Consider the following 13005-nt stretch of genomic DNA (forward strand, 5'->3'; position numbering starts at 1 on the left):
TGGCCGACGAGACCGCTGTCTGAATACCGATTGGGGCGTGGTGATCACGCCGCCGTGCTGTGGCCGGGGAGGGCCGCAGCTTCGGCCTGGACGAACGCGCGGATGGTGCGACCCATGTCCGCGATGGCGGCCCGGGCATCCGGGAGGACGTCGGCGCCAGCGTGGAAGACGTGCAGTGCGCGATCCCAGATCTGCACGGTGCAGCGGACTCCCGCCTCACGACAGCGCTGAGCCAACTGTTCGGCGTCGGCGAGCAGCACTTCGGTTGAGCCGACCTGGATGAAAACCGGTGGGAGTCCGGTGAAGTCGTGGTTCACCGGAGACCACCGCGGATCCAGATCGCCTCCGGCCGCGAAACCGACCAGGGCCGGGACCGAGAGCGTGAAGGCCGACAGTACGGCGTCCGTCCGATCGTTGGGGTGGGCAAGCCTGTGGGCCGGATCGAGATCGGCCCACGGCGCGATGGCGGCGATGCCGCCTGGCATCGGCAATCCGCGCTCACGTGCCGCCAGCGCCGTGGCGAAGGTCAGGCCGCCGCCCGCGGAATCACCGGCGAACACGATCTTTTCGGAGTCGAAGCCCAGTCCGAGCAGATGTTGGTACGCGTGGAGCGCGTCGGCGACGGTTTCCGTGATGTGGGCTGCGGGCAGCTGGCGGTAGTCCACGTTCAAGAGCGGGAGGCCCGCGGCGCGGGTGATGCGTCCCGCGATCCGGCGATGGCTGTGCAGCCCGCCGGTGACGAAGCCGCCGCCGTGGAAGTAGAGGATCGCACCGCCCATGACATCGGCTGGGCCCGCGATCGTCTTGTGCCACAGCCATTCCGCGCGGAAGTCGGCGAAACGCAGTGCACGGCGGCGCGTGCCGCGGGGAGCCCGCAGCGGGACGGTGAGCAGGTCGGCGAGGTTGGCGATGCGGAAGGCGGGGGTGCCGCGCAGTGGACCGCGCCATGCCAACCGCGCGATCGCATCCAACGAGGGCCGAATTGTTCTGCGGCCCAACGCATCGGCGACGCGCAGCGACAGGCTCGCGCGGCTGGGCAACTCGATGGTCACGGACTCGAGTCCGCTCATGCCGGGACTCGCTCGATGGCGGTCGCGATTTCGTAGCGGTAGTCGTCAAGCGGGAACTTTCGGTTGCCGCGGCTCGCTTCGAAAAAGCCTGAGGGTCGGATGTAGGTGGTGTCGCCCTGCGAATTGCGGTAGTAGGTGGGGACATGTCCGTTGAGGTCCGCCAGGTAGTAGCGCAGCAGTCCGGCTCGCTGGTAGATCGCGCGGTGGTAGGCGTCGGCAGCTTCTTTGCGGACCTCGCATACGTGTGCGTTGCGACGCCGGGTCTCGGTGATGGCGCGGACGGCGTGGTCGGCGGTCATTTCCACGAAGGCGTGCCAGCCCGACCCGGTCCATGAGTACGGGCCGCACAGCGTCCACCGGTTGGGTAGCCCGGGCACCGAGACGCTCTCGTATGCTTGCAGCCCTTCCTCGTTGTAGAACTTGGCGAGGTCGAAACCGTTGCGGCCCACGATAGTTCCCGGGCGATACGTTTCCGGATCGGAGAACACCTCGTATCCGGTGGCCAGGATCAGCACATCGAACTTGTGGTGCACGCCGTCTCGGGTTCGGATACCGGTCGGAGTGATCTTCTCGATGGGATCGGTGACCAGCGATACGTTGGCGCGGTTGTAGGCCTGCAGGTAGCCGTTGGACATCGTCGGCCGCTTGGCGAGCAGACCGAAGTTCGGCGTCAGCTTCGCGCTCGTCTCCGGGTCGTGCACTGTGCTGGCCACGTATCTGCGGTAGCCGCGGATGCAGAAGGCATCGGCACGATCGAGTGTGGAATGCGACGTCCTCAGTGCCCCACGAAGAATCAGGTCGATCACGACCAGCACGCCCCCGTGGATGGTGGCCTGCAAACCGGGGATCGCCAGCAGTTTCTTCATTGCCGTGGGCACTTGGAAGTCCGGCTTGGGAATCGACCACACCGGGGTGCGCTGGAATACCGTCAGCTGGCCGACCTGCGGGGCGATCGCCGGAATGATCTGCACCGCACTGGCTCCGGTGCCGATGATGCCGACCTTCTTGCCTGCCATGTCGTAGTCGTCATCCCAGTCGGACGGGCGCTGCACCTTGCCCTTGAACGACTTCGCCCCGGCGATCCCGACGTCCTCCTTGGGCCGCACGAACGCACCCACCGCGCTGATCAAGAACCGTGCCGTGACGACGGAGCCGTCGGCGGTGTGCAACTTCCAGAAGCTGCCGGTGTCATCCCATTCTTCGCGTTCGACGTTGGTGTTGAACCGAATACGCGGGTACAGCTCGTATTTCCGGGCGACGTCGACGTGGTACTGCTTGACCTCCGCGCCCTTGGCGAAGAAACGATCCCAGTTCGCGTTGCGCTCGAATGAGTACTGATACGCAATGGTCGGAATGTCCACGCCGAGACCGGGGTAGTGGTTCTCGTGCCAGCTGCCGCCGACATCGCCGGCGCGCTCGAGAATGACGAAGTCGTCGATGCCGGCCTTGCGGAGTTTCACACCTGCGGCGATCCCGCCGGGTCCGGCGCCGATGACGGCCACTTCGAATTGAGGTGTCGCGCTCATGCGCTCACACCTTCGTTCAATTGCACCGTGTTCCGAGTGAACCGGTAGTCCGACAACGGGAAATGCTTGTTCGCCCAACGCATCTCCAGGACGGTGGTCGGGCGGAACGCCGCGGCATCTCCGTGATGATTCAGGTAGTAGGTGTTGGAGCCACCGCATGCCGGGGTCATCAGCGGGGTACGGGCGACGCGCTTCTGCATGTCCTCGAAGAAGCGGTCGTGCGGCTCCTGCTGGACCTCAACCCGGGTGGCTCCGCGCTGTCGCGCCTCGGTGATCACGCGCACGGCGTGGTCACCGGTCGACTCGATCAACACCAGATACGAGCCCGGCGCATAGGCGTACGGGCCGATGACGAGGAAGGCGTTGGGGAACTTCGGTGCCGAGACGCCCTGGTAGGCCTGGTAGCGGTTGGCCTCCCAGAACTCGTTGAGGTCCACCCCGTCACGGCCGAGGGTCGGGAACGGCGGGGTGCTGCCCTTGGCCATCACCTTGAATCCGGTGGCGCAGACCAACACGTCGACCTCGTGCGCCGCGCCGTCCCCGGTGACCACCGCATCGGGGGTGACCTTTTCGATCGGGTCGGTCACCAGGTCGACATGCGGCAGGTTGTAGGTCTTGAAATAGTCGTTGTGCATCGATGGCCGCTTGCAGCCCAGCAGGTACTTGGGGGTGAGCTTCTCCCGCGTCACCGGATCCTTGACCTGGGTGCGCATCCATAGTTTCAGCGCGGCCTCGGCACCGCGGATCAGCGGCATCAGCCGCCTGCCGTGCAGCATGCCTGCGCCGATTCCGACCTCGACGCCGGCCAGGCCGACGGCGCGCAGCGGCCGGCGCAGCAGCGGGGTGCCCAGTACCGCCTTGGTGACCGGCCCGGTATTCCAATCCGGCTTGGGTGCCACCCAGATCGGCGTGCGCTGGAACACCGTCAGGTGTGAGGCGACTTTGGCGACCTCCGGAATCAGTTGCAGCGCACTGGCTCCCGTGCCGATCACCCCGACCCGCTTGCCCCGCAGATCGACACTGTGATCCCAGGCGGCGGTGTGCAACACCGTCCCGCCGAAGCTGTCGATGCCTGCGATATCAGGCAGGTTCGGCACCTCCAGGCCGCCGATGCCCGCGATGATGAACCGGGCCGAGAACTCGCCGGAGTCGGTGCTGACCCGCCAGATGTCGCTCGCCTCATCGAACCGGCATCCGGTGACGGTGGTGCCCAAGCGCAGTTTTGGCCGCAGGCCGTGGGCGTCCACGACCTCCTCCGCATACGCCTGGATTTCGTGGCCCGGCGCGAACAGCCGTGACCAGTCACCCTTTTGGTGATAGCTGAACTGATAGATGAACGACGGAATATCGACTGCGACGCCTGGATAATGGTTGGCGTTCCACGTCCCACCGACCTTGTCCCATTTGTCGAGAATGACGAAGTTCTCGATGCCGGCTTGCCGGAGCCGGACGCCGGCATTGATGCCACCGAAACCCGCACCGATGACGACGACCTCGAACTCAGGGGTGGATGTCATTGCCATACCTCCTACTTCCCGGTCAGCCGGGCGAGGGCCTTGCCGGCCATGGGGATCACGGACTCGATGCGATCGAACGACGCGCGCGCGAGTATTTCGCGAGTGAGACTGGGCGAGAGCCGGAACAGCCCGTACAGCAGCCATGCTTCCGGAGCGACCGGCACAATGGCCGAATCCCACCGCACTGCCCGTTCGATCGCCCTGGCCACCTTCTGCGGCGAGGTGTAGGCATAACGCTGCATACCGCCTGCGCTCTCGCGCCACGCAGCCTGCTGCTCCGCGGTGAGGCCGGCGCGCTCACCGTTGGCGAGCAGATTGGTGCGGATCGCGCCCGGGCAGATGGCCGTGACGCCGATCCCCTTGCTACGCAACTCCACTCGCAACGACTGCGAGGCCATCAGGACCGCTGACTTCGCGACCCCGTACGCCGGCTCGAGTTTGGACGGAAAGTACGCGGCCGTCGACGACAGATTCACGATCTGCCCGCGAATCCCGTCGTCGATCATCTGCTGCGCGAACACCCGAGACCCGTAGATGACGCTCATCAGATCGATGTCGATCTCGCGCTGCCACTGTGCGGCACTCATCTCGACGAACCCGCCGAGGTCCATGACGCCCGCGTTGTTGATCAGCACATGCGGTGCGCCGAAGTGGGCAAACATCCACGCGCCGAAGGACTCCCACTCGTCCTCATTGGACACGTCCAGTCGGTAGGCCACGGCTTGGCCGCCCGCGGTGAGGATCTGCTCGACCGTCTCCTTCGCGGCGGGCATGTTGTTGTCGGCGACGATGACTCGACTGCCCTTGGCGGCGAACAACTTCGCCGTCTCGCGGCCGATTCCTGCGCCCGCGCCGGTGATGATGACGTTTTTCATCGCTTTCCTCCGAAGACCTTGCCGGACAGGGCAACAGCCTTGTCCGCGATCGACATCGACAACAGACCGGTCAGACCGCGGGTGGCGCTCGGCGACAGCCGGTACAGGTACCAGCCGGCCCATGCTTCGATCCCGACGGGGACGGTCGACAGATTCCAGCGCACCGCGCGTTCGATCGCACCCGCCACGCGATCCGGGGAACGGCCGATGTAGCGATGGCCGGCGGCGAGCTTCGATGCCCAATCCGAACTGTCAGGGTCGCTCACGCCACCACGAGTTCCGTTGGCTGCCAAGCTGGTTCGGATCAGTCCGGGGCAGATCGCGCTGACACCGATGCCCTTGTCCCCGAACTCGGCACGTAGTGCCTGCGTGCCGAACCATGCGCCGGCTTTGGCGACCACATACGAGGGGGCGATGGGCGTCGGCAGGAAGGCTCCGACCGAGCACACGTTGACGATGTGACCGCGCACGCCGGAGTCGATCATGCGCTGCACGAACAATCGAGACCCGACCAGGGGGCTCATCATGTTGATCTGGATCATCCGCCGCCAGTCCGCGTTCGTCTGCTCCAGGAATCCACCGCCGATCAGGATGCCGGCGTTGTTGACCACGACATCTGGCACGCCGTGCTCGGTGCATACCCAGTCGGTGAAGTCTTCCCAGTCGGCGAGGTCGGCGACGTCGAGCCGGCGGAACACCGCACGGCCACCGGCGTTCTCGATCAGCCCGACCGTTTCGTGGCCGGTCTGTTCGTTGATGTCGGCCACGACGACCGCGGAGCCGTTGCGCGCGAACCGCAAGGCCGTCGCGCGCCCGATGCCGCTGCCTGCGCCCGTTACCACCGTCACCGCCATGATCGATGCCCTTCGGCCGTGCTGGTCGATGTGCGCGTAACGGTCATGGATCGACTCCTCTGTCGTCTGCATGGTGCATTTCGGGTATTAGCCATATTCGAAGAATGGTGCAATCTCTAATTTTGGGTTGGGGCAGGTGGCGGAAACCGGGTGCGTCGTGGCGCCTTGGCCGGCCAACTGGCCGAGTCGGGTTGACGCAGCCGTCGGGGATGATGGCGCGAAAAGCGTTGATTTGTACGTTATTTCGTTGAAAGTGCGCGCGCGGAGTTGACGGAGCGACTTTGTTGACGCGGTCGCGCCGGCGCTGTCGATCTCGTGATCCGTCGCCAGGGCCACCGCTCGCTCGAGCTGTCTACAGTCAGATAATAGCCATATTGGAATATGGCCACAATCCCAAATTTCGCGCACCGAAGCGGTAGTCTTGCGTCTCGTCGGCGAATGGTTGGTGTACGTGTGGAGGGCACAGTGGCGACTCGGAAGGTGTTGACCCGCGCGGAGAGTCAGGCTCAAACGCGCCAGGATGTGCTCGATTCGGCGGCGCGGCTGTTCCATGCGAACGGCTATCACGGCACGTCCATCGCAGCCATCGCGGCCGACGCCGGACGGACCATCGGTGCCGTCTACAGCAACTTTGCGGGCAAAGAGGAGCTCTGCCTCGAAGTTCTCCGTACGCGGTATCTGGCGGAAGTCACCAAACTGCTGGAAATGTTTGTCGCTGAATCGGATTCGATGGAGACCCGATTCGATCTGCTGGCGGTCTGGTGGTCCCGGCTGTCCTCGGACGTGGCGCTCACCGTGCTGAGTTCGGAGTACCTGTTGAGTACTTTGGCGGACCCCGATCAGACCGCGGGGACCAGGGAAACCATCGATCGGTTCCGGGAATCGGTCCGGGTGATGGTCCAGGACCTGGTACCGGAGAGCGTTGATCCGGCAGACCCGCGCGTCGACGAAGCGATCGAGGCCATCGTGGCGACCGGAAGTGGTTTGGCGATTTCTCAAGCCATCGGGATGACGGATGCGGATCAGAGTGCGGCGGTGTTGGTGACCACGCTGCGGATGTGGATGGACAGGCTGGCCACACCACAGGCAACGGATGATGAGCCGGTGCCGTCGAAGACAAAGCCGGCACGCGGGGGGAGAGCGGCAAAGGCTCCGCGCGCAAAGAAGGCGACATCGCCCAGACGCTGAGCTGCGCACCACCAGATGGTCGTAAGCGACATCCTGCGATCCCGTGGTGATTCGGCGCCGGGATCTGGCAACCTCGACACATGTTCGTGCGAACACTCGCCGTCACCTTGGGCGCTCTGCTGGCCGTCGGAAATTTCGGCTCAGACCTCGGCATGGCCTCGGCGGCACCGCAACCCGCGCCGCCGCCGGTATCGCCGCAGGCCGCGGCGGCCGGACTGATCGACGTCCGGACCGTCGTCCCCGACGCGGTGATCGACCTGCGGTACGCCACTCCCAACAATTTCGTCGGGGTACCGCTGTACCCGGCCGACGCGCGGTGCCTGATCCACGAATCGATGGCGCCGGGGCTGGCCACCGCCGCCCGGATTCTGCGCGCGCACGGCGAGGTGCTGACGTTCTGGGACTGCTACCGGCCGCATGAGGTGCAGGTCCGGATGTTCCAGGCCGTACCGGACCCGAACTGGGTCGCCAAACCCAGCCAGTTCGCGCGCAGCCACGAGTCCGGCCTGTCGGTGGACGTGACCATCACCGGCGTCGACATGGGAACCGATTTCGACGACTTCAGCCCGCGCGCGACGGCCTACGCGACCACCGGCGTCACCCCTGCGCAGCAGGCCAACCGCGCCCGGCTGCGGGACGCCATGGTCGCCGGTGGCCTGAGCGTGTATCCGGGGGAGTGGTGGCACTTCAACGGCCCGGGGGCGGCCGAGCCGCGCCCGATCCTCGACGTGCCGGTGAACTGAGTCAGCCGGCGACCAACTGGGCCAGCAGCGCCCGGTGATCGGAGCCGGGAACCTGCAGCGTCCGCACCGAGGCGGCCACGTAGCCGCGCGTCAGGATGTGGTCGACGGCGAAGACCGGCGGAGCGACGATGTCGGCCGGATGTGTGCGGACCACCCCGGCACCGGCCTGCGCGCCGGCATCCCGATAGCCCTGCCGCAGCAGCCGCCGGAACTCGCGCATGTCCGGGGTGGCATTGAGGTCACCAGCCAGCAGCACCGGGCCGGAGCTTGCCTGGGCTGCCTTCAGCAACGTGTCGGCGAGCCGAGCCAGGTCATCGCGCCACCCCTGCAAGGGATCCGGCCACGGCGCGGACAGGTGGACCGTCATCACCCTGGCGGCAGGCGCCTCGGGGAGCTGGACGCCGACGGCCAGCATGCCGAGCCAGAAGCCGTCGTCGATGCGGACGTCGGTGATCGGGTAGCGACTCCAGATGCCCACCCCGCCTGGCTCGTCCATCTCGCGCAGGGCGCGGTACGGGAACATCCGGTCCAGGCCGGCCGCCTCCAGCCGTGCCAGCGCGGCAGGCGTAAGTTCTTGCAGCGCAACGATGTCCGCGCTCTCCTCGGCGTAGCGGACGACGGGTTCGGCCTCGGCCCGCCCGTACCGCAGATTGGCCGAAAGGAACCGCAGCGCAGTGCCCGACGGTGCCTTCGCCCGCCGGAACAGCGGTACCTGCACGACGGCCGCGGCGACGGTGGTCGCGATGGCGACCGCTGTCAGCGGCCAGTTTCCCGCGGCGCCGAACAGCACGGCAGCCACCGGAGCGCCGAGAACGAGGTACGGCACGCCGGCGGCCAGTGCCAACAACAACCTGTTGACGATCGGAATCCAGCGCACCGCGAGACCGGCGATGGCTGCGCACAGCGCGATAGCGCCGGCGTACGTCAGAACTGACTGCCACATCGCGATGATTCGCCCTCCGTCCTTCTTGTGCACCGGTGCACGTCAAGCCATTCCGAAAAATGTACCGGACGTATGTTTGGGCTCGCCATGGTGAGTTTGGCAACGGTAATTCGTATTTGCTGAGACAGGTAATTATGTGTGCTATGTAGTGCAATCCGGTCCGATTATTGGAATTGTCTGAATGGAGGCTATCAGCAGGCTGTGAGCAGATGTCAGCGTTCTAGCTGGTTGTTGACCATAGGTATGTTTATTTTTCTATCGGTTCGGTCGATTCTTGAAGACAATTCGCGGTAGTGTCTGCGCCATTCATCGACGGCCTCGTAATAATTCGCTGGGGGGTCGAGCTTGAGTAAGGAGGCTCGCATGTACTCGTCGCTGCGCGGATCACTCCGTGCCTGCATGTTTCGTGGCGTTATCGCAATACTTCCGCTGGCGATGGTCTGTGCGTACGCCATGCCGTCGACGGTGCCGTCGAATCTGACGACGGCACAGATCGAGAACACCGCGGAGATCGTGTCCGCGCCGTCGACCATCGGGATCGCCGACTCGGGGCTGTACGGCCAGACCCAGGCGCAGATCGACCAGACGCTCGACACCCTGCAGTCGATCGGGGTCCAGGACATCCGGGTCTTCGTCCCGTGGATTTTTGTCGAGCCCGCGCAGGGCGCCTACAACTGGTCCTACATGGACATGGTCATGCAGGCCGCCGCGGCGCGGAACATGGGCGTCATGGCGGAGATCGCCAGCACTCCGACGTGGGAGGGTTCGTCCACCGCGATCACCGGCGCCGGTACGCCGACCCCCGCTGACTATGCCTCGTTCGTGACCCAGGTGGCCAAGCGCTACGGCTCGACCATCTCGGCGTACGAGATCTGGAACGAGCCGAATTACGTGCTGTCCTCGGACCCGATCGACGCCACCGCCTACGCGGCGCTGCTCAAGGCGGCCTACCCGGCGATCAAGGCGGTCGACCCCAGCGCCACCGTGGTGGCCGGCGCGCTCGGCAGCGTCATCAGCTTCGGCAGCGTGACGCTGGACCCGGTGACATTCGTCAAGCAGATGCTGGCCGCCGGCGCCGCTGGCTACTTCGACGCGCTGTCGTTCCACCCGTACCAGGAATCGCTGCCCTTCTCTTCGGGTGCCGGTGTCGCGAATTCTCCACTGACTCAGCTGAATTCGATCTACCAGCTGCTGCAACAGTACGGCGAGGGCAACCTCAAGATCTGGATCAGCGAGTTCGGCGCCTCGACCACCGATGTGAGCGAGCAGACCCAGGCCGACCTGATCAAGAACCTCATCGACACCTGGCAGACCCTGGCCTATGCGGGCCCGGTGTTCATCTACACGGCGCAGGACGGCGTCGCCGGTGCCGACGGCTACGGCATCTACAACGCAGACTGGACGCCGAAGCTGGCCGTCGCCGTGATCGAGCAGGCGATCAAGCAGTACGCCAGTGGCGTGGCCGGTGGCGTCGGCTCGACCGTCGGCGGCGTCGTCTCGGGCGTCACCGCGATCGCCCAGTCCCTCGCGAGCCTGCTGAAGTCGATCGGCCTGGCGATTCAGGGCGAGTTCCAGCAGCTGGGGAAGGCCATCAACGCCTGGGCCACCGCGGTCAGTGCCAAGCTGAGCGGAACCCTGCCGACGGCCAGCCCGTTGGCGGCAAAGGCGGCCGCGGTGAAGACCACCGCCGTCACCACCGCCGCGGAGGCCTCGACCGGGACCGCGTCCACAGGGGGGTCGACGGGGACGACGCAGACGGCAACCACGGTGAAGAAGCGGGCGAAGTCGACCACCGGTGGCAGTGGGTCAACCAGTTCGACGACGCCCGCGAGCACGACGGCGTCGTCCACCGACAAAGTGTCTGATCCGGATGCCGGTGCGGCAGCCGACCCGTCGGGCAAGTCGCGGGACAAGTCCAAGTCCCGCAAGGGCGACGGATCGACGTCGCACCTGAAGGGCGCGCACGGCACGTCCGACACGTCGGCCGATGAGACGTCCGGCACGACGCCGGTGGTCGTCGACAAGCGTTCGCACCGTCACAGTGACACGAGTTCGAGCTCGACCTCGTCGGCGTCCGACCACTGACCCACCGGAAACGCAGTAGCGCCCCCGGCCTCAGGCCGGGGGCGCTACTGACGAAAGCCGACTGGTGTTACGCGGCTTCCTTGGTCTTGGTGTAGGTGACCAGGCTGACGTCGAGGACCTCATCGAGGAAGTAGTACTGGCAACCGGTCAGATACTTCATGTACCGGTCGTAGTTCACCTGACCGGAGATCGCGATGGCCTGTTCCTTGTGGTGCTCCAGGTTGGCAGCCCAGACGCCGAGCGTCTTGATGTAGTGGTTGCGCAGCGACACCGGATCCGGGACGTTGAAGCCGGCCTTCTCGCCGTGGTCGATCATCATCTGGGTGCTGGGCAGCCGGCCGCCGGGGAAGATGTCGGTCGCCATGAACTTGATGAACCGGGCCATCTCGAACGTCACCTTTTTACCGCGGGCGGACATGTCGAACGGGTGGTAGCTCACGCTGCTCTGGATGGTCATCCGGCCGTCGGCGGGCATGATCTCGTAGCAGTTCTTGAAGAAGTCGTCGTAGCGCTCGAAACCGAAGTGCTCGAACGCCTCGATGGACACGATGCGGTCCACCGGCTCGTGGAACTCTTCCCAGCCCTTCAGCAGCACGCGGTGCGTGCGGTCCGACTCGGTGCTGCTCAGCAGTTCCGTGCAGAACGCCTGCTGGTTCTTGCTCAGCGTCAGGCCGATGACGTTGACGTCGTACTTCTCCATGGCACGCTGCATGGTCAGGCCCCAACCGCAGCCGATCTCCAGCAGCGTCATGCCGGGCTTGAGATCCAGCTGTTCGAGGTGCTGATCGACATTGGCGAGCTGGGCCTCTTCCATCGTGACGGTCGGTCCGGTGAAGTAGGCGCAGCTGTACTTACGGGTGTCGTCCTGGAACAGCCCGAAGAAATCGTCAGACAGGTCGTAATGGGCCTGGATGTCCTCGAAATGCGGCCGCATGTCCTTGGCCCCAGTCGAATCCTGAATCATCTCTAACACCTAACTTGACCTTCCTCACTCGCTGGTGATGCCGGTCACTAAATCACAATTGTGACCGCACAATACCTGGCTGCCAACCGGTTCCTTGACGTTGGTGTGACGCGTCGTCACGGTCAGCTTCAACAGCAAACGTAGCCGCCGATGTGTCGTGCGCCATGTTCATTCCCCCTGCGTGGCGGGGTCTGTGACCGGACCGAGATGTCTAACGAACTTCGGCAAACGTCGTGACCAATTCGCCGGCGATCTTGTCCCAGAGAGGCGCGGGCAGGTCATGACCCATGCCGTCGAACAACACCAACCGGGCGCGTCGGATGGCCTTGGCTACTGCGCGGCCACCGCTTGGCCTCATCAGTTTATCGGCTCGACCGTGGATGACGACCGTCGGTGCGGTGATCAACGCGTTGTAGCGCCGCAGGCTGCCGCTGCCCAGGATGGCCCCGAAGTGCCGGGCGACGCCGACGGGGTAGTACGAGCGGTCGTAGCTCTCGGCGGCGTCGGCCTCGGCCTGGTCGAGCGGCGTCGGGTAGCCAGGGCTACCGATGATGCGGCCGACGTTGACCGCGTTGGCGATGACGCCCGCGCGCGAGGTGTCCTGCGGCCGGGTCGTGATGGCCTTGAGTTGCTTCGGGCCGGGCGGCGGCAGCAGCGGCTGGTTGTTGCTGGAGAAGATGACGCCGAGCGTCTTGGTCCGGTGCTGGTAGCGCGCCGCGAACACCTGCGCGATCATGCCGCCCATCGACCCGCCGACGACGTGCGCCTGCTCGATCTTCAGGTGGTCCAGCAGCGCGGCGGCGTCGTCGGCCATGTCCTCCAACGTGTAGACCGCATCGCTACGCAGGCCGGCGTACGACCGGAGCATCCGCGGCAGCAGCCCGGAACCGGAGTGCTTGCCCTCGATCTTGGTGGATAGGCCCACATCGCGGTTGTCGAACCGGATCACCCGGTAGCCCTTCTCGACGAGCTTGTCGCAGAAGCCTTTGCGCCACAACAGCAGCTGTGCCCCGAGGCCCATGATGAGCAGGACCGCCGGATCATCCGGGTTGCCCATGTCCTCGTAGGCGATGTCCAGGTCACCCGAGCGGGCGAAGCCGGTCCGGACCTCGGCGGTGGTGTCTCGTTCAGGCTGCATGGCTACTCGTATCTCGGTTCGTATCTCGGTCGGGCGATGTTGGTGGTCGGATTCGGCCTGCGGCCTACTCCTCGGATTTGTCTGGTCGGATTCGGCCTCCGG

The 13005-nt window shown here is 65.3% G+C and carries 11 protein-coding genes; 3 read left to right on the top strand and 8 right to left on the bottom strand.

All coding sequences use genetic code 11. The features are described from left to right. Positions 1-44 precede the first annotated feature (44 nt). Genes A7G45_RS12185 through A7G45_RS12205 form a run of 5 tightly spaced genes read right to left on the bottom strand, consistent with a single transcriptional unit; the run spans position 45 to position 5842 of the window. Positions 45-1070: an alpha/beta hydrolase gene (locus A7G45_RS12185; protein ID WP_260937293.1), complete on the bottom strand. Its 1026-nt coding sequence runs from the start codon at positions 1068-1070 to the stop codon at positions 45-47. Further along, positions 1067-2596, bottom strand: a complete 1530-nt coding sequence (locus A7G45_RS12190; protein WP_260937296.1) for a flavin-containing monooxygenase — start codon at positions 2594-2596, stop codon at positions 1067-1069. The genes A7G45_RS12185 and A7G45_RS12190 overlap by 4 nt, the downstream gene beginning before the upstream one ends. After that, positions 2593-4119 carry a flavin-containing monooxygenase gene (locus A7G45_RS12195; RefSeq protein ID WP_260937300.1) on the bottom strand — a complete coding sequence of 509 codons (1527 nt, stop codon included), beginning with the start codon at positions 4117-4119 and terminating at the stop codon, positions 2593-2595. Before A7G45_RS12195 ends, A7G45_RS12190 begins: the two co-directional genes overlap by 4 nt. A 5-nt stretch (positions 4120-4124) precedes the next feature. Further along, positions 4125-4988 (bottom strand): SDR family NAD(P)-dependent oxidoreductase, encoded by an 864-nt coding sequence (locus A7G45_RS12200; RefSeq protein ID WP_260937302.1) that lies wholly within the window; start codon positions 4986-4988, stop codon positions 4125-4127. Then, entirely contained in the window at positions 4985-5842 is an 858-nt protein-coding gene (locus tag A7G45_RS12205) for an SDR family NAD(P)-dependent oxidoreductase (protein WP_260938134.1), read from the bottom strand. The genes A7G45_RS12200 and A7G45_RS12205 overlap by 4 nt, the downstream gene beginning before the upstream one ends. A 465-nt stretch (positions 5843-6307) precedes the next feature. On the opposite strand from A7G45_RS12205, the gene A7G45_RS12210 reads away from it, so the two are divergent. Further along, positions 6308-7030 carry a TetR/AcrR family transcriptional regulator gene (locus A7G45_RS12210; RefSeq protein WP_260937304.1) on the top strand — a complete coding sequence of 241 codons (723 nt, stop codon included), beginning with the start codon at positions 6308-6310 and terminating at the stop codon, positions 7028-7030. 80 nt (positions 7031-7110) lie between these two features. Next, the gene (locus A7G45_RS12215) at positions 7111-7773 is read left to right on the top strand and encodes a M15 family metallopeptidase (RefSeq protein ID WP_377042031.1); all 663 of its coding nucleotides are present in this window, start codon (positions 7111-7113) and stop codon (positions 7771-7773) included. Position 7774: 1 nt separating this feature from the next. Here A7G45_RS12215 and A7G45_RS12220 read toward each other — a convergent pair whose 3' ends face one another. Further along, positions 7775-8749: an endonuclease/exonuclease/phosphatase family protein gene (locus A7G45_RS12220; protein WP_260937307.1), complete on the bottom strand. Its 975-nt coding sequence runs from the start codon at positions 8747-8749 to the stop codon at positions 7775-7777. A 330-nt stretch (positions 8750-9079) separates the two neighbouring features. On the opposite strand from A7G45_RS12220, the gene A7G45_RS12225 reads away from it, so the two are divergent. After that, positions 9080-10801, top strand: coding sequence for a cellulase family glycosylhydrolase (locus A7G45_RS12225; RefSeq protein ID WP_260937310.1), 1722 nt, complete (start codon positions 9080-9082; stop codon positions 10799-10801). Positions 10802-10868: 67 nt separating this feature from the next. Here A7G45_RS12225 and A7G45_RS12230 read toward each other — a convergent pair whose 3' ends face one another. Together A7G45_RS12230 and A7G45_RS12235 are read right to left on the bottom strand one after the other, a co-directional pair. Then, a complete protein-coding gene (locus A7G45_RS12230; RefSeq protein ID WP_260937312.1) occupies positions 10869-11765 on the bottom strand; it encodes a cyclopropane mycolic acid synthase family methyltransferase in 897 nt (298 codons plus the stop codon). Between the two features lie 211 nt (positions 11766-11976). Beyond that, complete coding sequence (locus A7G45_RS12235; RefSeq protein ID WP_043984419.1) at positions 11977-12903, bottom strand: alpha/beta fold hydrolase; 927 nt, start codon at positions 12901-12903, stop codon at positions 11977-11979. Positions 12904-13005: the final 102 nt, after the last annotated feature.

The organism is Mycolicibacterium llatzerense, assembly GCF_025331195.1.
Lineage (GTDB): Bacteria > Actinomycetota > Actinomycetes > Mycobacteriales > Mycobacteriaceae > Mycobacterium > Mycobacterium llatzerense.

What these genes read in the sequence shown, in the direction of transcription:
- A7G45_RS12185 (WP_260937293.1), bottom strand. Translation starts at nt 1,070, where the DNA reads ATGAGCGGACTCGAGTCCGTGACCATCGAGTTGCCCAGCCGCGCGAGC.
- A7G45_RS12200 (WP_260937302.1), bottom strand. Translation starts at nt 4,988, where the DNA reads ATGAAAAACGTCATCATCACCGGCGCGGGCGCAGGAATCGGCCGCGAG.
- A7G45_RS12195 (WP_260937300.1), bottom strand. Translation starts at nt 4,119, where the DNA reads ATGGCAATGACATCCACCCCTGAGTTCGAGGTCGTCGTCATCGGTGCG.
- A7G45_RS12235 (WP_043984419.1), bottom strand. Translation starts at nt 12,903, where the DNA reads ATGCAGCCTGAACGAGACACCACCGCCGAGGTCCGGACCGGCTTCGCC.
- A7G45_RS12230 (WP_260937312.1), bottom strand. Translation starts at nt 11,765, where the DNA reads ATGATTCAGGATTCGACTGGGGCCAAGGACATGCGGCCGCATTTCGAG.
- A7G45_RS12215 (WP_377042031.1), top strand. Translation starts at nt 7,111, where the DNA reads ATGTTCGTGCGAACACTCGCCGTCACCTTGGGCGCTCTGCTGGCCGTC.
- A7G45_RS12225 (WP_260937310.1), top strand. Translation starts at nt 9,080, where the DNA reads ATGTACTCGTCGCTGCGCGGATCACTCCGTGCCTGCATGTTTCGTGGC.
- A7G45_RS12205 (WP_260938134.1), bottom strand. Translation starts at nt 5,842, where the DNA reads ATGGCGGTGACGGTGGTAACGGGCGCAGGCAGCGGCATCGGGCGCGCG.
- A7G45_RS12190 (WP_260937296.1), bottom strand. Translation starts at nt 2,596, where the DNA reads ATGAGCGCGACACCTCAATTCGAAGTGGCCGTCATCGGCGCCGGACCC.